This window comes from Collinsella aerofaciens, from assembly GCF_009876115.1.
GTDB classification, from domain to species: domain Bacteria; phylum Actinomycetota; class Coriobacteriia; order Coriobacteriales; family Coriobacteriaceae; genus Collinsella; species Collinsella aerofaciens_N.
In genome coordinates this window covers 30093-49420 of the sequence record NZ_WWSY01000004.1, presented here as the reverse complement: position 1 = coordinate 49420, position 19328 = coordinate 30093, and the positions used below count along the sequence as shown (strand labels likewise).

Below are 19328 nucleotides of genomic sequence, written 5' to 3'. Positions count from 1 at the left end.
ACGTGAGACCGTCCGAACCTCGCATGGTCCGGGCGGTTTTTCTTATACCGACGCGACGTGATGGGACGTGGTATGGCAGCAACGGATATCGAGCGCGGACTCTCGACCGCCGAGGTCGAGGAGCGCATCGCCGCCGGTAAGATCAACCGCAACATGGAGCTCAAGACCAAGTCGGTCAAAGAGCTCATCATCGAGAACCTCTGCACGCTGTTCAATTTGATCAACGTGATCTTGGCGTTCCTGGTCATTTTGACCGGTTCGTTTAAGAATCTGACGTTCCTGTTCGTGGTGTTCCTCAATACCGCTATTGGCGTCATTCAGTCCATGCGTTCCAAGAAGATGGTCGATAAGCTCACGCTGCTGACCTCCAAGAAGGCCATCGCGGTGCGCGACGGCTCCGAGGTTGAGCTCGACCTGGATCAGATCGTGCTCGACGACATCATCCGCCTGGGGCGTGGCGACCAGATTCCCGCTGACGCCGTGGTGGTTTCGGGCGAGGCGCTCGTGAATGAGAGCCTGCTGACGGGCGAGAGCGATCTCATCAAAAAGCAGCCCGGCTCCGAGCTCATGAGCGGCAGCTTTATCGACTCGGGCCTGCTGCGCGCCCGCGTGATCCATGTCGGCGCCGATAACTACGTGGCAAAGATCAACAACGAGGCCAAGTACGTCAAAAAGGTCAATTCCGAGATCATGAACGCGCTCAACGCCATCGTGCGGTTCGCGAGCATCATCATGATTCCGCTTGGTCTGGCTCTCTTTACCTCGAGCGTGAGCGAGCTGTGGGATGCCGCGGGAACCCCGGGCGATAGCGCGCTTTCGTGGTGCTTCTCCGAGCTGCTGGCCGGCCGCGTGCCCTCGTCGGCGCTGCTGTCCACGGTGGGCGCCCTGCTGGGCATGATCCCGCAAGGCCTGGTGCTGCTGACCTCGTCGGTGCTCGCCATCGCCACGGTGCGCCTGGCCCGCCGCAAGGTGCTGGCGCAGCAGCTCTACTGCATCGAGACGCTCGCGCGCGTCGACGTGCTGTGCCTGGACAAGACGGGCACCATCACGTCGGGCCGCATGGAGGTCGAGGGTACCTATCCGCTGCCGGTCGAGGGTATGGGTGCGGGGGAGGGCGACGCCGCCGTTCCCGTCGATACCACGGTGCTCGATTTTGCGCTGGCTAACGTCGCACGTGCGACCTCGGCCGATGCCAACGAGACCTGTCAGGCGCTGCTCAACTATTACGCCGACCGTCCGGTCGAGGTGTCCGAGCCACTGTCGGTCATTCCGTTCTCGTCTTCCAAAAAGTGGAGCGGCGCGTCGTTTGCACAGGGCTCATATGTGATGGGTGCGGCGCAGTTTGTGCTCTCTGATCGTGCGTTTTCCCAGGTCGAGAACCGTGTCGCCGAGCTTGCCGATACCTGCCGCGTGCTCGTGGTGGCGCTCGTGGACGGCTTTACGCCCGATGGCGATATGGTGGGCGAGGCCGAGCCCGTGGGCTTTGTGACCATCCGCGACGAGATTCGTACCTCGGCGGCCGAGACCATCGGCTACTTTAACGAGCAGGGCGTGACCCTCAACGTGATCAGTGGCGACGACCCGCGCACGGTGTCGTCGATCGCACGCGTGGTGGGCGTGCCGGGGGCGGACGCTTATGTGGACGCCACGACGCTCGATACGCCGGCCAAGCTCGATGCCGCAGTGGACCGCTACCATGTCTTTGGTCGTGTGACCCCGCAGCAGAAGCGCGAGCTCGTGCAGGCACTCAAGCGCCGCGAGCACACCGTGGCCATGACGGGCGACGGCGTCAACGACGTGCTGGCGCTCAAGGAGGCCGACTGCTCCGTCGCCATGGCGGCCGGCTCCGATGCCGCGCGTAACGTGGCCGAGATCGTACTTGTCGACAACGACTTTGCCTCGATGCCCGCCGTGGTGGCCGAGGGCCGTCGCTCCATCAACAACCTGCAGCGTTCGGCTTCGCTGTTCTTGACCAAGACGCTGTTCTCGATGGGCCTGGCGGCGCTGTGCATCGCGCTGCCGCCGTACCCTTTCGAGCCGATTCAGATGACGCTCATCAACTTCTTCTGCATTGGCGCGCCGGGCTTTGTCTTGGGCCTGGAGCCCAACAATGCTCGCGTGAAGGGGTCGTTCCTGACGAACGTGCTCAAGCGGGCACTGCCGGCGTCGATTGCGGTCATTTTGGCCGCGGCGCTCGATATCTTTGTGGCGCGCGTGTTTGGCTTTAACCAGCTCACGCTGTCTACGATGTGCCTGCTTACGTCGTGCGCGGCGAGCGTCAGCCTGATCTGGCGTATCTCGCAGCCCCTCACGCCCTTGCGTGTGGTGCTCTTTGTGTTTGTAGTCGTCGGCATCCTGACGGGCGTTATCGGATTCCCGAAGCTGCTGTCTATTGCCAACCTGTCGATGGGCCAGATGGTTATCTTGGCTGTCATCGTGGTCATTACCTGCTCGGTGTTCTTTAAGCTCGCCACGATGATGGATTCGCTCAAGCCGCGTCGTCGTCATGCCGCAACTGGTTTTGGCCGCGGTGTGCGCGTCCGCCTGGGTCGCGGTGGCGGCAAGGTGAGCTCGACGGGTTCGACGGCCGAGCGTTTTGCCAAGCGCGTCGCCGCCGACATGGCGCAGCGCCGCGAAGCTCGCACCGTTCGCGAGGCCGAGGCCCGCGCACTCGAGGGCGTGGCCCAGGCCCAGCCCAAGAAAAAGAAGGGTAGCGGCGCCAAGCGCTCCCGCGTGACCAAGTCCGCCCAAGGCATCAAAGTCTCGATGCCAAGCAAAAAGAAGAAATAACTACGCGCCCTGGCGATGTTGAATTGGTGCCTTGCTCCTGTGGGGCCGTGGCGATGTTATGCTCTAACCTCGATTGTTTGAATTGTTTCGAAAAGAGGATGCCGTGATCTGCCCGCATTGCCTTAAGACTATCGAGGACGGCGCCTCGTTCTGCCCCTACTGCAACGCCTATGTGGGTCCGGGCGATGGTCCGGAGCACACCGAGTTCGTGTTCTGTGAGGGCTGCGGTGCCCGTCTTTCTCCGCATGATCGCACGTGCCCCAAATGCGGACGCCCCGCTCCGGGTATCCTCTCCGAGGACGCGGCCGCATCCGACCTGGCAGCGGGCCGCACGGCGGGCTTTCCGCGCCTAACGCAAGAGCAGATCGATACCGAGGTGCCGCATGCGCCGGCCTCTGCCGCTGCGGTGCTTTCGGACGCCGCCGACCCCAATGAGACCTGCGTGCTGCCAGCTTTCGATAAGGATTTCGGTATCCCCAAGGTCGATATTCCCACGCCCGTTTCCCTGCATGACGATGCTCAAAAACCCAAGCGCAAGGTGCATCCCGACGAGGACGCCTATCACAAGCACAAGCGTCATATCCCCAAGCCGCTCATTATCATCGCGGTCCTTGCCGTCGTTTGCGGCGGTGCCTATTGGTTCGTGACGGCCGATCCTATGGGTGTCATGCCTGGCTTCTACGACCAGTTTGGCCAGGCCGCGCAGACGACCTTCCCCACGCGTCAAAAGGGCGAGGCCACTGAGGACGATACCAAGCAGGACGATTCTGCCGAGGTGGTCCAGGAAGAAACCGTGCTCACCGATGATCAGCTCTATACCAGGCTCGACGGTCTGTATCAGACCATCGTGTCCTATGCTGACGAGGATCAGATCGGCGAGGTCATCGATTCCTTTAACAACGGCTATCTCCGAACGCCGCTGTCCACCCGTCAGGAGCTGTCGCAGAGTGCCTACGCCCTGCGTGACCAGATAAAAAAGACGCAAGATGAGCTTAACAACCTGAAAGTACAGGACGATACGGTCTATGCGGATGACATCGCCCACTTAAAGCAGCTTGCCGAGTGGATGTATGAGCGCGTCGACGTGATCTGCCAGAGCTGGGATATCTCGCTGGCCATTCCCGATGGCGAGTCGATGAGTTCCCACCAAAGCGAGATCCTGGCGCCCATCGCGCAGGGCGGCAACAGCGCGCTGAACCAGTACGATGCCAATGTGGGTTCCTGGAAGCCGCAGCAGCGTTCCTAAAATTAGTTCGCCATAGTCGGCATAACCTACGTGCGCAATTGATGTAAGCCCGTGCTTATTGCTACAATTCGTACAAATATGCTTTAAACGCACGAGGAAGGAACCACATGTTTGGTTTTAAGAAAGAGCTCTACACGCCCGAGTATCAGCTTGTCGGCGACGAGTGCGCCGTAATCGAGACGTCGAAGGGTACCATCAAGGTCAAGTTTGACGGCGAGGGCGCTCCCATTCATGTCGCGAACTTCTGCGAGCTTTCCACGATGGGCTTCTATGATGGCCTTAAGTTCCATCGCTATGTGCCCGGTTTTGTTATCCAGGGCGGGGACCCCAATACCCGCGACATGTCCGGCGCCGACGTCGCTGCCGGTCTTGAGGGCCCCGACGGCATGCCCGGTACCGGTGGCCCTGGCTACTGCATCAAGGGCGAGTTTGCCACCAATCCGCGCAACAGCCATGTCGATGGCGCCCTTGCCATGGCACGCTCCATGGATCCCGATTCCGCGGGTTCGCAGTTCTACTTCTGCCTGGGTGCCCAGCATAACCTCGATTCTGGTTACACCGTCTTTGGTACCACGGTCGAGGGTCTCGATGTGATTTCGCAGCTGCGTGCCGGCGACGAGATCGTCCATGTCGAGATCGTTCACGAGTAAAGGGGACTTCCTTGAATAGCCAGCTGATCCAACAGGGCCGCGCCGCTTACCGCGCGGGTGATTTTTCCGCTGCAGCCCAGATGCTTGGGGCGGCAAAGACTCCCGATGAGATTATGGGCGAGGCCGATCACCTTCGTGGCAACGCCTTGATGCACCTGGGCATGTATGCCGAGGCCGCCGAGGCCTATGCCGCCGCCCTCAACGACGGCACCTACGGCAAGCGCGGCGCGCTGCTCACCAACCGCGGCAAGGCGCTCGCCGCCGTGGGCGACTACACGACGGCCGCCCAGGCGTTCTCTGCCGCTACGCAGGATGCTTCCTATGCCACGCCGTTCAAGGCCTATCTGGGCCTGGGCAATGCGCTGTTCCAATCGGGCGACTATGCCAACGCGGGAACCGCCTTCCGTCAGGCTGCCATCGACGGCGCCAATCCGGCTCCTGCCGCCGCGCTCGGCGAGCTCGGTTGTTGCTTCATTAAGCTCGGCCGTCCGGCGGATGCCGTGGAGACCTACCGCACGGCTATCGACTTTGCCGGCCCTCGCGACGACACGCGTGCGCTTAACGCCGGCATGGGTCAGGCGCTTTCTGCCGCCGGCCGTCCCTCCGACGCACTCGACGCCTTTAACGCCGCTACTGCCGATGGCATCTACCAGCTCACCTCCGAGCAGGCCGATGAGCTTGCCCGCGTGCACGATTCGCTTGCCGCGCTGTCTGCCCAGACGGCTATGGCCACGGCTCCGGCGCCCACGATGGACGCTCCTGCCGTCGATCCTCTCGATCCTACGGGCGCGACCGGTCAGTTTATGCCCGATCCCTCGGACACCGGCTTCTTTACGCTGTCCGAGTCCGAGATGGTCCAGCAGGACCGTCAGGATCGTAAGCAGGCCAAGGTCCGTCGTCGCCATCGCCACACGGGTCTCAAAGTCTTCATCGTGCTGCTTCTGCTCATTTTGATCGCCGCGGGCGGTCTGGGCTTTGCCTACACGCGCGGCTTTGGCTTCCCGTCTCAGGAGTCTGTCGTTACCGATCTGTTCCAGGCTGCCGGCGACGGTGACACCGCAAAGGCCGAGTCTTGCCTGGCCTCGAACCTGTCCGAGGACGCTAAGTCGATGATCATCTCCTCGATTCCGCAGGGTGCCACCGTGTCCGTCGAGGGCATGGATCAGTCCATGACCGAGACGACCGCTAAGGTGAAGGCATCGCTGTCCAAGGGCGGCGAGCAGGAGTACACCGTCAAATTCGTGCGCTCCGACAACCATATCGGCTGGGCCGTTTCCTCCCTCGATATGGATTTCTCGGCTGCTGACAACCAGTAGTGACCTTATGGGATTTAGCTTTGCCCGGCGCTTCACCGCAAGTGAGGTGCCGGGCTTGCGCTAGTATGATGAGCTAGTAGTTTTCCAGCAATCATCCAACACATCAGGAGTTGCGTTGTTTTCTTTGATGGATATGTTCTTCGGTAGCTATGCGGGCGATCTTGCCATCGACCTCGGCACCGCAAATACGCTTGTCTCCGTGCGCGGCAAGGGCATCGTTATTCGCGAGCCCTCTGTTGTTGCCATCGACAAGAACGACGAGCGCATCCTGGCGGTCGGTATCGAGGCAAAGCGCATGCTCGGCCGTACGCCCGGCAACATCGTGGCCGTTCGTCCCCTGAAGGACGGCGTCATCGCCGACTTCGATGTTACCGAGGCCATGCTTCGCTACTTTATCGACAAGGCGTCCGAGAAGCGCTATCCGTGGACTCCGCGTCCGCGTGTTGTCGTCTGCGTTCCCTCCGGTGTCACGTCGGTCGAGAAGCGCGCTGTCTTTGAGGCCACGATCCAGGCCGGTGCCCGCCAGGCCTATCTGATCGAAGAGCCTATGGCAGCTGCTATCGGCGCCGACCTGCCCGTCGAGGAACCCACCGGCTCCATGGTCATCGACATCGGCGGCGGTACCACCGAGGTTGCCGTTATCGCTATGGGCGGCATCGTCGTCTCGCAGTCCATCCGTATTGCCGGCGACGAGTTCGATCAGGCCATCCTCACGCACGTTCGCGATGCCTACAACCTGGCCATCGGCGAGCGTACGGCAGAGGACATCAAGATCAAGGTCGGCTCCGCTGTGCCGCTTAAGGACGAACTCGACGTCGAGGTCAACGGCCGCGACGTGATCACCGGTCTGCCCAAGACCGTGCGCATCGAGAGCGAGGAGATTCGTCGCGCGCTCAACAAGCCGCTCGACGAGATGGCCAAGGCCGTCAAGGACGCACTCGACGCTACGCCTCCCGATCTTGCCTCGGACCTTATGTACTACGGCATTTTGCTGACCGGTGGCGGCGCGCTGCTGCGCGGTCTCGATGTGCGCCTGCGCGATGAGACCGGCGTTTCGGTCAACGTCAGCCCCACGGCGCTCGATAACGTCGTTAACGGCTGTGCCCGCGTGCTCGAGGCCAATGCGTTTGATGGCGGCTTCGTCCAGACCAATGCTTAATTTCCAAAAGGTGGATTCCATTTGGCACGATCTTCGGGTTTCTCCACAAATCTGAATACCAAGCGACAATCAACGGGTATGCGCCCGTTGATTGTTTTCAGCCTGATTTCGGTGTTGCTGCTCACGTTTTACATCCGCGAGGGCGAGGCAGGACCGATTCATGCCGTGCGCTCGGGCGTGACGACGATTACCTCGCCGGTGCGCTTTGTGGGCTCGGCTGTGGCGGCTCCCTTCAATGCGATCGGTAACGTGTTCTCTAACCTTACGGCGTCGCAGGACACGCTTGACGAGCTTAAGAAGCAAAACGAGGAACTGACCTCTAAGGTTGCCGAGCTCTCCGAGGCTCAAAAGACCGCCGAGCGACTGGAGGGGCTGGTCGGCCTGCAGTCGACCTACAACCTCAAATCAACCGCAGCTCGTATCGTCGGCGCTTCGGGCGATGCCTGGACCTCGACCGTCACCATCGATAAGGGTTCTGCCGACGGTCTTACCATCAACATGCCTGTGACGAGTTCTGCCGGTGTCATAGGCCAGATTATCGAGGTCTCGGCCAAGACGTCCACCGTGCGCCTGATTGGCGATGAGAACTCGGGCGTGTCCGCTATGGTGCAGGACACGCGCGCCCAGGGCATGCTGCAGGGTCAGGCTGACGGCACGCTGCGTCTTGAGTACGTGAGCGTCGATTCCGACGTTAAGGTTGGCGACATCATCGTGACCTCGGGCATTGGCGGTGTGTTCCCCAAGGGTCTACCGCTCGGCACCGTCTCGTCGGTTGAGAAATCGGCTAACGACGTGTACTACACCATTGTGGTGCGCGCCCAGACGACGGCCGAGAACAACGAGGAAGTGCTGGTCATTACCTCGCTGACCGACGAACAGTCGGCCTCGGATGAGGACGTGAACACGGCCAACAGCACGCCGCAGGGAACGTCGCGCGATGCTGCGACCAAGACGAAGGACGAGAGCCCGGATGACAGTTCCGACACGTCCGAGACGACCGATTCCGGCTCGAGCGAATAGGGGGCATGTCCATGGATCTACACGAGCAGGGGATGAGCTCCCGCACGTTTGTAATCGCCGCCATTGTGTGCGTGCTGCTGCAGGCAGGCCTGGCACCGCAGATCTCCATTGCGGGCGGTCGCGTCAACTTTATGATTATCCTGGTGTGCCTAAGCGTGTTCTCGGGCGACCCGACCCGTGCCGTCGTGTGCGGTTTTTGCAGCGGCTTGTTCTATGACCTTTCCGCTGCCGTGCCGGTGGGCGTTATGTCGCTCCTGCTGACCGTGGGTTCTTTTGCCCTGGTGCATAGCGCCGCCGGTCAGACGGGCGGTACCCCGAGTGCGCGCGGCATCACGGTGGGCGCCTTCGCGTTCGTCATTAATGTGATCTACAGCATCATCTTGCTGTTTATGGGTTTGGAGACGAGCTTTGTCGTGGCGATCTTCGGCCATGCGCTGCCGTCTTCGATCCTGACGGGTCTGGTTGCCATTCCGTTTTTGATGTCCGGCGTCGTGCCGCAGTCCGGTTATGGATTCTCCGCACGTGGCGGACGCCAGACGGGTATGCGCTTTAAGCCCAAGACCCGTAAGCTCAAATAGGGGAGGCTCGTAGATGTCTTCCCAGATGACGGTTATTATCGCCGGTATCGTGCTGGTTGTGGCCATCGTGGTCGCACTGGTCATCATGCGTCGCGGCGATTCCCGTTTTACCTACGATACGCAGCATGGAACGGCCCCGCGCGCCACCGAGGGCGAGGGCAATACCGCGGCGACCGCCTTTAAGGGCCGCTTCTCCATCCTCACCACGGGTGTGGGCGCGATGTTCGCGGCGCTTGCCGTCAAGCTGTGGGGCATGCAGATGGTCTCGTCGGACTATTACGAAAAGCAGGCTAATAGCAATCAGACGCGCACCGTTACCACACCCGCTGTGCGCGGCCGCATCCTCGACCGCAATGGCGTGGCACTTGTCCAGAACCGTCCCTCACTTGCTGTCGTGGCCTACCGCGACCTTGCCGAGGATGAGGTTCTGGTTCGTCATCTTGCCAACGTGCTCGGTATGCCCTACGTGGCGGTGCTGCGCAATATTCAGGACAATTCCGAGGGCGCCCAGAGCCTGCATACCATCGCGACGGACGTCCGTCGCTCCACGGTTGCCTATATTCAGGAGCACGCCGGCGAGTTCCCGGGCGTCAAGATTGCCGAGCGTACCGAGCGCCAGTATCCATATGGCGAGACGGCCTGTCACATTTTGGGCTATACCGGCACCATTACCTCCGAGCAGCTCGAGGCCCAGAATAAGAAAACCTCTGGCGATGATGATGCTTCTGCTGGCAAGATTACGTACCAGTCGGGCGATATCGTGGGCCAGGCGGGTGTTGAGAGCTACTACGAAAACCTGCTGCAGGGTATTCGTGGCGAGCAGACCGTCAAGGTCGATGCCTCGGGCAATGTGACCGGTCAGGCCGGCGCCGTGCCCGCCAAGGCCGGCTCCGACATTAAGCTCACGCTCGACCTTAAGATCCAACAGGCCTGTGAGACGGCGCTGGCGAGCGCCATCGAGCTTGCCAAGACCACTGGCTACAGCAATGCCGGCAACGGCGCTGTGGTGTGCCTCGATCCCAACAATGGTGAGATCCTGGGCATGGCGAGCGAGCCCAAGTTCGATCCGTCCGTCTTTATCGGCGGCGTCTCAAATGACGTGTGGACCGAGCTCAATGATGACAAGGGTTCGCACCCGCTGCTCAACCGCGCCATTAGCGGACAGTACATGTCGGCCTCGACCATCAAGCCGCTCTCGGCACTGGCCGGTCTTGAGTTTGGAACCTACACTTCAACGCAGACAACCAACTGCACGGGCTATTGGACGGGCCTGGGCAAGGCTTGGGGCAAGCGCTGCTGGCTGACGTCTGGACACGGCACCATGACGCTGCAGTCGGGTATCGCCAACTCGTGCGACCCCGTCTTCTACGACATGGGCAAGGCCTTCTTTTATGACGATCAACATTCCGAGGGCCTGCAGGAGGTCTTTCGTCGCTGGGGCCTAGGCAAGACCTGCGGTATCGATCTGCCGAGTGAGGGCGCGGGCCGTATTCCCGATGCCGAGTGGAAAGAGTCGTACTTTACCGACGCCTCTGCCGAGGACCGCAAGTGGAATGCCGGCGATATGACCAACATTGCCATCGGCCAGGGCGACATCCTGGTGACGCCTCTGCAGATGGCATGCGCCTACATGGGCCTCGCCAACGGCGGTAAGCAGTACGTGCCTCACGTGTTTTTGTCTGCCGTGTCGCGCGATGGCGACGGCGATGCCTATAAGTACAACGGCAAAGGCAAGAAGAAGCGCCTGGAGGCCAAGATCAACAGCGATTCGGATTTGGCTCTTGTTCGCAACGGCATGCACGACGTGATTTACACGGCATCGACGTCCTTGGCGGCTCACTTTGGCACCCTGACGCCGCAGGTATACGGCAAGTCGGGCACGGGCGAGAAAAGCGGCGAGGACGAATACGCGTGGTTCTGCGCCTATGCACCGGCCGATGATCCCAAGTATGTCATCGCTACTGTCCTGGAGCAGGGCGGCGGTGGCTCAGATACCGCGATGCATGTCGTGCGCGACGTGCTCGGCGTGATTTATGACGAGCCCGATACCTCTTCGGCCTCGGGCGATTCTTCGGTTCGATAGGAGGTTGCGATGGATTTTTCTCCGGCGGATCTGTTCCGTTCAACCAAGACCGGCTCTCGCAGCAGCCTGGACCGCGTCAACAAGCAACTTTCGGCCTCGCGCGGCACGTTTCGCCAAAAGGTGCATATCGGTGTGCTCGTGGCTACAGTGGCGCTCGTCGCCTACGGTGCCATCATTATCTGGTCGGCTTCGCAGTTTAAGGCCGATGCTTCGTTCTCACGCCATCTGCTGGGAATTGGTATCGGGGCGTTGCTGGCGGTGCTGGTCTGGCGTACCGACCTGCGCGGTATTTCCAATTTCTCGACGGCGTTGCTCGTCATCGACCTGATCGTGATCTTCTCGCCCAAGATTCCGGGTCTGTCCTATACGGGCGGTCTGGGCATGACGGGCTGGATCAAGATTCCCGGTATCGGCTTGACATTCCAGCCGGTCGAGCTTGCCAAGCTCATCACCATCTTCTTTATTGCCACGCTTGGCTCGCAGTATAACGGCCGCATCGATACCGTTCGCGACTACGTCAAGCTCTGCGGCATGCTGTCCATCCCGTTTTTGGCCGTCGTCGCCATGGGCGACCTGGGCTCGGGCCTGGTCGTGCTGGTCTCGGGCGCTATCGTCATCTGCATGAGCGGTGCGCGCCGCGAATGGGTGCTGTCGACCCTGGCCCTGCTCGTGGGCCTGGTAGCCCTCGTCCTGGCGCTCGATTCGGTCTTTGATTCGTTGCTCGGCCACGATGTGCTCATCAAGCAGTATCAGATGAACCGCCTGACGGTCTTTATCGACCCCGATAATGCCGATTCGGACGATGCCTACAACCTGCAGCAGTCGCTTATCGCCGTTGGCTCGGGTGGCTTCTTTGGTAAGGGTTTGGGCCATGCGACGCAGTCGGCCGGCGGCTTTCTGCCTGAGTTCCACACCGACTTCGTCTTCGCCTTCCTGTCCGAGACCTTTGGCTTTTGCGGTTCCTTTTTGCTCCTATGCCTCTACGTGCTGCTGATCTTTTCGACGATTCGCGTCGCCTTTAAGTGTGAGTCGCTGTTCTTGCGCCTATCGTGTGTGGGCATCGTTGGCATGTGGGCGTTCCAGACCTTCGAAAACATCGGCATGTGCATTGGCATGATGCCGATTACCGGTATTCCGCTACCGTTTATTAGCTTCGGTTCGTCTTCGATGATGATTCAGCTGCTGACGGTGGGTATCGTACAATCCATATGGCGGCATCGTTCGGGCGCCGCGTAACCGCTGGAGGGGTTTGCTATGAAAATTCCCGTAGATAAGCTGACCCGCGCTTTTAAGATGGGCGCGTCCGTTAAGAAGGATTCCGATACGCCGGTGCGCGTCTCGGTCTATCTGGATTCGTCCGCCTCGCGCTTTCTGGCCGAGACGGTGCGTGACGCCTTTGTGCCGCAGACGACCTCGGGCATTGTGCGCGTCGAGCGTCTGGGGGAGGAGCGAATTGCTCCAAAGACCGATACCGATGTGGTACTGGTGCTCTCGTGTGGTTCCGACCGCCTGGAGAGTGCCGTGCAGGAGCTCGTGATCGCCGGCGCGCCCGTGTGCGTGCTTGCCGAGTCTGCTGTGGAGGTGCCGTTTATCGAGGATTCCACGCCCATGCTCGGCGTGGTGGCGGCAACCGATAAGACGTTTCTGCTCGAGACGCTTGCCCGCTGGATTCTCGATCGCACCGACAAGGAAACGGCTTTTGCGGCGAACTTTGCCTTTATGCGCATCGCGGCGGCCAATCGTATCATCACCTCGTGCGCGCTCACCAATATGGCGACCGGTGCGCTGGTGTTTTTGCCGGGCGCCGATTATCCCGTTATGGCGCTGGCGCAGGTGGGCATGCTCTTTGAGCTCGCTGCCGTCTTTGGACGCGGCATTAAGCCTGAGCGCGGCTATGAGGTCGCGGGCGTGCTTGCCGGCGGTCTTGTGATCCGCGCGGTCACCCGCGCACTCGTCAAGCAGACGCCGCATATTGGGTTTGCCGTCAAGGCGCTCACTGCTGCCGCGGGCACCTATGGCATGGGCCGTGCGCTCGTTTCGCTCTACGAGCGCGATGTCGACTACAGCCGTGCCAACGAGGTGGTCACTGCCACGTTCTCCCGCGTTCGCGATCTGGTGACCACGGTCGCGGGTGCTACCCGTCCTATGGCGTCCTACCAAGACGCATCCGATCTCGCTGCTTAGGGGTTTTCCGTTGCGCGTTGCATACCAAGACTGTTTTCATTTAATTGAGCCGCTGCTCGCCAAGGTCGAAAAGCCGAGTCGCTATATCGATCACGAGTGGGGCACGCTTTCCAAGGCCGATGCCGACTACCGTTGCTGCTTGATCTACCCGGATGTGTACGAGGTTGGTCTGCCCAACCAGGGTATCGCCATCCTCTACAACATTCTTAACCAGGCCGAGGGCATCTCCTGCGAGCGCGGCTATGTGCCGTGGCCCGACATGGGTGACGCCATGCGCGAGGCGGGCATTCCGCTGCTGTCGCTCGAAGGTGCTGCCCCCGTCGCTTCGTTTGATATCGTCGGTCTGCATGTGCCGCACGAGATGGCGGTGACGAACTTCCTCGAGGCACTCGATCTCGCTGGCATTCCGCTGTTAGCGGCCGACCGAGGCGAAGACGACCCCATCATCATCGCCGGCGGTCCCTCGGTGTACAACCCTGAGCCGTACGCGGCCTTCTTCGATGCCATCCTCATCGGCGAGGGCGAGGAATCGCTGCTCGAGACCTGCCAGCTGCATCGCCGCCTGCGTGACGAAGGAGTCCCGCGCGCGCAGATTGTTGAGCAGCTTGCATCCATTGCCGGCAACTACGTGCCGTCGCTCTATGAGGTTCGTCACGATGAGCCCTGCTCGCCGCATGGCTACACCGTGCCGCGTGAGGGCAAGGATGCTCCGGTCGTGGTCTACAAGCGCGTCGTCGAGGATTTCGGCGCCACGAATCCGCTGTCGCAGTCGTGTGTACCCTATGCGCAGCTGGTCCACGACCGCCTGTCTATCGAGATCCTGCGTGGCTGCGCTCGCGGCTGTCGTTTTTGCCAGGCCGGCATGACGTATCGCCCGGTGCGCGAGCGCTCGGCCGACCAGATCGTCTCGTCGGTGATTCAGGGTCTGGAAAAGACCGGCTATGACGAGGTGTCGCTGACCTCGCTCTCCACGACCGACCACTCCTGCATTCGCGACGTGCTCGGCAGGCTCAACCGTCGCCTGGAGGATACGGGTATTCGCGTGTCTATTCCGTCGCAGCGCCTGGATTCGTTTGGCGTGGATATGGCCGAGTCGGTCGCCGGCGAAAAGAAGGGCGGCCTGACGTTCGCACCCGAGGCCGGCAGCCAGCGCATGCGCGACATCATTAACAAGAACGTGACCGAGGAGGACCTGGACCGTGCGGCCAAGGCGGCCTTCGAGGCCGGCTGGAACCGCATGAAGCTCTACTTTATGATGGGCCTTCCCGGCGAGCGCGACGAGGACATCGTGGCCATCGCCAATCTGGCCGATCACGTGCTGGAGCTCGGTCGTTCCGTGGTGCCCAAGGCTCGTCGCGGCTCGATCTCGGTGTCCATCTCGGTTTCGGTGTTTATCCCCAAGGCTGCCACGCCGTTCCAGTGGTGCCCGCAGCTCGACTACGACGACGTCAAGCGTCGCCAGAAGCTGCTTATCACGAGCGTTCGCAACCGTGCCGTCCGCGTGCATTACCACGATGCCGAGACCTCGCTCATCGAGGCCGCGCTCTCCCGCGCCGGTCGTGACATGACGCCCGTCATCATCGATGCTTGGCGCTCGGGGTCTCGCTTTGACGCCTGGGTAGAGCATTTCTCGCTCGATAACTGGAAGGAGGCTGCTGCCAAAAACGGCATCGACCTCAATGAGCTTGTGCACCTGCCCTACGAGTTGGACTGGCGTCTGCCGTGGGAGCATGTGAGCCCCGGCTGCACGCGCGGCTTCCTCGAGCGCGAGTACCGTCGCTCGCTCGAGGGTGTCACGACTCCCGACTGCACTCGCACGTCGTGCACCGGCTGCGGAATCTGCCCCACGCTCCACGCCAAGAATGTATTGATGGGTGATCGCGCATGAGTGAGCGCCTGACCGACAACCCCACGCTCTTTAGACTTCGTGTTCGCTATGGCAAGCGCGATCGCCTTAAGTACCTGGGCCATCTCGAAGTAATCCATACCATTGAGCGCATCGTGCGCCGTGCGGGACTTCCCTATGCCGTCACGCAGGGCTTCTCACCGCATATGCGCGTGGGCTTTTCGTCGGCGCTGCCCGTGGGCACGTCGTCGACCTGCGAGTGGTATGACCTGTTTATGACCGAGTTCGTCGCGCTTGACGAGGCCTTTGAGCGTCTGGCCGCTGCATCGCCTGCCGATCTGGCGCCTATCGAGGCTGCCTACATCGACGTGCGCACGCCGGCGCTCACGGCTCAGCTCACGCGCCTGTCGTATCGCATCGACCTGCACCTGGATCCCGAGGCGCCCGTGAGCGCCGATGAGGTACGCGCCGCGATCGACACGTTGCGTGCAGGCCATGGCATCGACTACGCACGCGGCAAAAAGAGCAAGCGACTTGATCTGGACCATACGCTCGTTGGCTATGAGCTCACGGCGGGGGAGTGTGAGGACCATCTGGTGCTCATGCTCGACACCCATGCCGACAACGAGGGCTCCATGCGTCCGGAGATTTTGCTTTCTGCTGCTGATGTTTTGTTGCAGGGCTTGACCCCGGGCGTCGATGCACCTATTGTTTCCACCGGTATGCAAGACCTCGTGACCATCTGCTCCTACGATGTCGAGCGTCAGAATCAAGCATGCGAGGACGACGAGGGCCGACTCGTCAGCCCCATACCTGTGCGAACTTGTGGATTTGCTCCACATACTCGTTGACGGGGGTATTTTCGCCTGCTACTATATTCGGCTGTTGCACTAACTGATGCATGAAGGGCAAGTAAACATGTACGCAATCGTTAACACGGGCGGCAAGCAGTACAAGGTCGCCACCGACGATGTCATCACCGTCGAGAAGATCGAGGGCAATGAGGGCGACAAGGTCACCCTGCCGGTTATCTTCCTCAACGATGGTAAGAAGATCGTCACCGATCCCGACAAGCTGGCCAAGGCCAAGGTTACCGCTCAGATCGTTGAGCAGTTCAAGGGCGAGAAGCAGCTGGTCTTCAAGTTCCACAAGCGTAAGCGCTATCGTCGTCTGAAGGGTCACCGTCAGCAGCTCACCAAGCTGAAGATCGTGAAGGTCCAGGCTACGTCCCGCGCCAAGAAGGCTGTCAAGGCAGAGGCCGAGGCTGTTGCCGAGGCTCCCGTCGCCGAGTAGATTACACTCGTAACGAAAGAGTAGGTATACACAATGGCACACAAAAAAGGACTCGGTTCCTCCCGTAATGGCCGTGACTCCCGCGGTCAGCGCCTTGGCACGAAGCGCTATGCCGGCCAGACGGTAACCACGGGCACGATTCTCGTCCGTCAGCACGGCACGCACATCCACCCGGGTGAGAACGTTGGCCGTGGCAAGGACGACACGCTGTTCGCGCTGGTCGACGGTACCGTTGAGTTCCACAAGGGTATCAAGCACAGGGTCAGCGTACGCCCGCTCGCGAACGCGTAATTCACCCTTCATAGAGCACATATGTGGGAGGCACTTGAGTTTTAGGATTCAAGGGTCTCCCTCTTTTTGTAGGAGGCGATTCTGTTGTCACAGTTCACCGATATCAGCCGCATTAACGTGTGCGGCGGCGACGGCGGAGCCGGATGCATGTCGTTTAGGCGCGAGGCATTTGTCCCCAAGGGCGGCCCCGATGGCGGCGACGGCGGTCGTGGCGGCAATGTCGTCATCCAGGCCGATGCTCAGCTGTCTTCGTTGATCGATTACCGCTTTAAGCATCACTTCCGCGCCGAACGCGGCACGCACGGGCAGGGTGCCCGTCGTAACGGTAAGAGCGGCGAGGACCTTATTCTTAAGGTTCCCATGGGTACCGTGGTACGCGAGCTCGACCCCGAGACGCAGACCCCGATGTTCGAGATTGCCGATCTGGTGCATGATGGCGAGCGCGTTGTCGTGGCGCCCGGCGGTGCCGGTGGCCTGGGCAACACGCACTTTGTGACGTCGGTGCGCCGCGCGCCCGCGTTCGCTCAGCTGGGCGAACCGGCCGAGGAGCATTGGATTGAGCTCGAGATGAAGCTTATGGCCGATGCTGCGCTCGTGGGCTTTCCCTCGGTGGGTAAGTCTTCGCTCATCGCGCGCATGAGTGCCGCCCGTCCCAAGATCGCCGACTATCCGTTTACCACGCTCGTGCCGAACCTCGGCATGGTGCGCGCCGGTGAGTATTCTTACGTCGTTGCCGACGTTCCTGGTTTGATCGAGGGCGCGAGCGAGGGCAAGGGCCTGGGCCACCAGTTCCTGCGCCACATCGAGCGTACGGCGCTGATCATGCATGTCGTCGACATGACGGGCGGTTTTGAGGATCGCGACCCGGTTGAGGATTACCGCATCATCAACCGTGAGCTCGAGCAGTATGGCGCCGAGCTTTCGGAGCGTCCGCAGATCGTCGTCGCTAACAAGTGCGATGCGCCGGGCACGGCCGACAAGATTGCCGACCTTAAGCGTGCGGCGCTCGACGACGGGCATATGTTCTTTGCCGTGTCCGCCGTGACGGGTGCCGGTCTCAATACGCTGATGCTTGCCGTGGGCGAGCAGGTGGCTAAGCTGCGAGCCGAGCTGGCAGTCTCTGATGAGCCAGTCGATCTTCGCGACGAGGAGTGGGAGCGCCGCCGTCTGCAGCGCGAGAAGCGTTTCCGCATTGTCCAGGAAGAGCCCGGTGCCTTCCGTGTGGTTGGTCGCGCGATTGAGCGCATGGTCATCCAGACCGATTGGGAAAACGAGGAAGCCGTCATCTACCTGCAGCATAAGTTTGCTCGTATGGGAGTTGACGACGCGCTCGAGAAGGCCGGTTGCCGTGCGGGCGACGAGGTCCGCATTTGCCAGCGTGCCTTTGACTTTGAGGGCGCTGAGGACTTCTCGGAGTACGAGGAGCTCGAGGATGCTGGCGAGGACGTTGCCGTTGAGGCCATTGACGTGGCCGACGTTGCGGATGAGGGCGTCGAGGTTGTCGATGCGGCGGATGTCGCGGACGATGCCGAGACCTCGGAGGGCGAGTAAGCCATGTCGCTGCGCGGTGGAATCGGTTTGCCCGAGCTGCCCATAAAAGAGGGCAAAGAGTTTCGGCTTGGCATTATGGGCGGCACATTCGACCCGATTCATTACGGGCACCTGGTGACTGCCGAGCAGGCGCGCGAGTCGCTCGACTTGGACGCTGTGCTCTTTATGCCGGCGGGCTCTCCCGCCTTTAAGCTTGACAAGCCGGTGACGCCTGCCGAGGACCGTTATGCCATGACGGTCCTCGCCACCGCCGCGAACCCGGCCTTTTTGGCGAGCCGGTTCGAGATTGACCGTCCGGGCGTAACCTATACGGCCGATACGCTTCATGCCCTTCGCGACTTTTACCCGCCGCAGGTAAAGCTCTACTTTATTACGGGCGCCGACGCGATTATCGATATTGTGACCTGGCATGATGCCGAGCGAATTGCTGAGCTTGCTACCTTTATTGCGGCGACGCGACCGGGTTTTGATATCGATACGGCGCGTGCCCGAATCAAAGAGTCGGGGCTGCCGTTCGACGTGCGCTATATTCAGATTCCGGCGCTGGCGATCAGCTCGACGAACATTCGTAAGCGAGTTGCCCGCGGCATGAGCGTGCGCTATCTTACGAGCGAGTCTGTGCTCGGCTACATTCGCAAGCGCGGTTTGTATGTCGATCTGGGCCAAGAAGATTTTGAGTGATGGGGGGTCTACGTTGTCGGTAGAGGATCAGTTTGAGGGCGATGAGCGCGCGCTGCTCAAGCGCATTCAAGAGCTGCTCGATGTTCGCATGAAGGATAAGCGCAAGCGCTATGTGCATTCGCTGGGTGTTGCCGAGACCGCACTTCATCTGGCCGAGGTCTACGGCGTTGACCGCTTTGATGCCGCTGCCGCCGGCCTGATCCATGACTGGGACAAAGTGCTCTCCGACGACGAGCTGGTCACGCGCGCTCTGCATTACGGCATTAAGATTGCCGGCTCTCCTTCCGCCGCGACGCCGCTTTTGCATGGCCCTGTTGCCGCCTATGAGCTTCCGCAGCTTTTCCCCGAGTTGTCGCCGGCCGTTTTCCAAGCTGTCGACCGTCACACCGTTGGTGCCTGCGACATGACGCCGCTCGATATGGTGGTCTTTGTGGCCGATGCCATCGAGCCCAACCGCCACGGCGACTATGCGCATGCGCTGCGCAAGATGGTGGGGGAGTCGACGCTCGATGAGTTGTTCTTCTCCTGTTTTGCGCAGGGTCTGGTCTATGTGATCCAGTCCGGGCGCTATCTTTATCCCACGGCTATTTCGATTTACAACCATTACGCCCAGCTACGCTAGCTCGGGCTGTCTAGAAAG

17 protein-coding genes are annotated in these 19328 nt (G+C 60.9%); all 17 read left to right on the top strand.

Annotated features, from left to right (window positions below; genetic code table 11):
- The first annotated feature begins 72 nt into the window (after positions 1-72).
- Positions 73-2790, top strand: a complete 2718-nt coding sequence (locus tag GT571_RS03675) for an HAD-IC family P-type ATPase (RefSeq protein WP_161155541.1) — start codon at positions 73-75, stop codon at positions 2788-2790.
- A gap of 103 nt (positions 2791-2893) precedes the next feature.
- Entirely contained in the window at positions 2894-4036 is a 1143-nt protein-coding gene (locus GT571_RS03670; protein WP_158571743.1) for a zinc ribbon domain-containing protein, read from the top strand.
- Between the two features lie 107 nt (positions 4037-4143).
- Positions 4144-4686 carry a peptidylprolyl isomerase gene (locus GT571_RS03665; protein ID WP_055249980.1) on the top strand — a complete coding sequence of 181 codons (543 nt, stop codon included), beginning with the start codon at positions 4144-4146 and terminating at the stop codon, positions 4684-4686.
- An 11-nt stretch (positions 4687-4697) separates the two neighbouring features.
- A complete protein-coding gene (locus GT571_RS03660) occupies positions 4698-6002 on the top strand; it encodes a tetratricopeptide repeat protein (protein ID WP_240136199.1) in 1305 nt (434 codons plus the stop codon).
- A gap of 127 nt (positions 6003-6129) precedes the next feature.
- The gene (gene mreB, locus GT571_RS03655) at positions 6130-7161 is read left to right on the top strand and encodes a rod shape-determining protein (protein ID WP_006236061.1); all 1032 of its coding nucleotides are present in this window, start codon (positions 6130-6132) and stop codon (positions 7159-7161) included.
- 78 nt (positions 7162-7239) lie between these two features.
- A complete protein-coding gene (mreC, locus tag GT571_RS03650) occupies positions 7240-8181 on the top strand; it encodes a rod shape-determining protein MreC (RefSeq protein ID WP_117564242.1) in 942 nt (313 codons plus the stop codon).
- 11 nt (positions 8182-8192) lie between these two features.
- The gene (locus tag GT571_RS03645; protein WP_117646379.1) at positions 8193-8759 is read left to right on the top strand and encodes a rod shape-determining protein MreD; all 567 of its coding nucleotides are present in this window, start codon (positions 8193-8195) and stop codon (positions 8757-8759) included.
- 13 nt (positions 8760-8772) lie between these two features.
- Positions 8773-10842, top strand: a complete 2070-nt coding sequence (gene mrdA, locus GT571_RS03640; RefSeq protein WP_161155539.1) for a penicillin-binding protein 2 — start codon at positions 8773-8775, stop codon at positions 10840-10842.
- Between the two features lie 9 nt (positions 10843-10851).
- Positions 10852-12078 (top strand): FtsW/RodA/SpoVE family cell cycle protein, encoded by a 1227-nt coding sequence (locus GT571_RS03635; protein ID WP_099431830.1) that lies wholly within the window; start codon positions 10852-10854, stop codon positions 12076-12078.
- A gap of 18 nt (positions 12079-12096) precedes the next feature.
- A complete protein-coding gene (locus GT571_RS03630) occupies positions 12097-13026 on the top strand; it encodes a YcjF family protein (RefSeq protein ID WP_161155537.1) in 930 nt (309 codons plus the stop codon).
- A gap of 10 nt (positions 13027-13036) precedes the next feature.
- Entirely contained in the window at positions 13037-14914 is a 1878-nt protein-coding gene (locus tag GT571_RS03625; RefSeq protein WP_118270376.1) for a TIGR03960 family B12-binding radical SAM protein, read from the top strand.
- On the top strand, positions 14911-15723 hold the full coding sequence (locus tag GT571_RS03620; protein WP_161155535.1) for a TIGR03936 family radical SAM-associated protein: 813 nt from the start codon (positions 14911-14913) through the stop codon (positions 15721-15723). The genes GT571_RS03625 and GT571_RS03620 overlap by 4 nt, the downstream gene beginning before the upstream one ends.
- A 67-nt stretch (positions 15724-15790) precedes the next feature.
- On the top strand, positions 15791-16165 hold the full coding sequence (gene rplU, locus GT571_RS03615) for a 50S ribosomal protein L21 (RefSeq protein ID WP_035138585.1): 375 nt from the start codon (positions 15791-15793) through the stop codon (positions 16163-16165).
- Between the two features lie 33 nt (positions 16166-16198).
- Positions 16199-16456 carry a 50S ribosomal protein L27 gene (rpmA, locus tag GT571_RS03610; protein ID WP_006236075.1) on the top strand — a complete coding sequence of 86 codons (258 nt, stop codon included), beginning with the start codon at positions 16199-16201 and terminating at the stop codon, positions 16454-16456.
- A gap of 84 nt (positions 16457-16540) precedes the next feature.
- On the top strand, positions 16541-18007 hold the full coding sequence (obgE, locus tag GT571_RS03605) for a GTPase ObgE (RefSeq protein WP_187361810.1): 1467 nt from the start codon (positions 16541-16543) through the stop codon (positions 18005-18007).
- Positions 18008-18010: 3 nt separating this feature from the next.
- Complete coding sequence (gene nadD, locus GT571_RS03600; protein WP_148331479.1) at positions 18011-18688, top strand: nicotinate-nucleotide adenylyltransferase; 678 nt, start codon at positions 18011-18013, stop codon at positions 18686-18688.
- 88 nt (positions 18689-18776) lie between these two features.
- Complete coding sequence (gene yqeK, locus GT571_RS03595; RefSeq protein ID WP_171025201.1) at positions 18777-19310, top strand: bis(5'-nucleosyl)-tetraphosphatase (symmetrical) YqeK; 534 nt, start codon at positions 18777-18779, stop codon at positions 19308-19310.
- Positions 19311-19328: the final 18 nt, after the last annotated feature.

Excerpts from the sequence above, each read along its gene's own strand:
- GT571_RS03675 (WP_161155541.1), top strand. The coding sequence starts at position 73 with ATGGCAGCAACGGATATCGAGCGCGGACTCTCGACCGCCGAGGTCGAG.
- GT571_RS03665 (WP_055249980.1), top strand. The coding sequence starts at position 4,144 with ATGTTTGGTTTTAAGAAAGAGCTCTACACGCCCGAGTATCAGCTTGTC.
- mreB (WP_006236061.1), top strand. The coding sequence starts at position 6,130 with ATGGATATGTTCTTCGGTAGCTATGCGGGCGATCTTGCCATCGACCTC.
- mreC (WP_117564242.1), top strand. The coding sequence starts at position 7,240 with ATGCGCCCGTTGATTGTTTTCAGCCTGATTTCGGTGTTGCTGCTCACG.
- GT571_RS03645 (WP_117646379.1), top strand. The coding sequence starts at position 8,193 with ATGGATCTACACGAGCAGGGGATGAGCTCCCGCACGTTTGTAATCGCC.
- mrdA (WP_161155539.1), top strand. The coding sequence starts at position 8,773 with ATGTCTTCCCAGATGACGGTTATTATCGCCGGTATCGTGCTGGTTGTG.
- GT571_RS03635 (WP_099431830.1), top strand. The coding sequence starts at position 10,852 with ATGGATTTTTCTCCGGCGGATCTGTTCCGTTCAACCAAGACCGGCTCT.
- GT571_RS03630 (WP_161155537.1), top strand. The coding sequence starts at position 12,097 with ATGAAAATTCCCGTAGATAAGCTGACCCGCGCTTTTAAGATGGGCGCG.
- GT571_RS03620 (WP_161155535.1), top strand. The coding sequence starts at position 14,911 with ATGAGTGAGCGCCTGACCGACAACCCCACGCTCTTTAGACTTCGTGTT.
- rplU (WP_035138585.1), top strand. The coding sequence starts at position 15,791 with ATGTACGCAATCGTTAACACGGGCGGCAAGCAGTACAAGGTCGCCACC.
- rpmA (WP_006236075.1), top strand. The coding sequence starts at position 16,199 with ATGGCACACAAAAAAGGACTCGGTTCCTCCCGTAATGGCCGTGACTCC.
- nadD (WP_148331479.1), top strand. The coding sequence starts at position 18,011 with ATGTCGCTGCGCGGTGGAATCGGTTTGCCCGAGCTGCCCATAAAAGAG.
- yqeK (WP_171025201.1), top strand. The coding sequence starts at position 18,777 with ATGAAGGATAAGCGCAAGCGCTATGTGCATTCGCTGGGTGTTGCCGAG.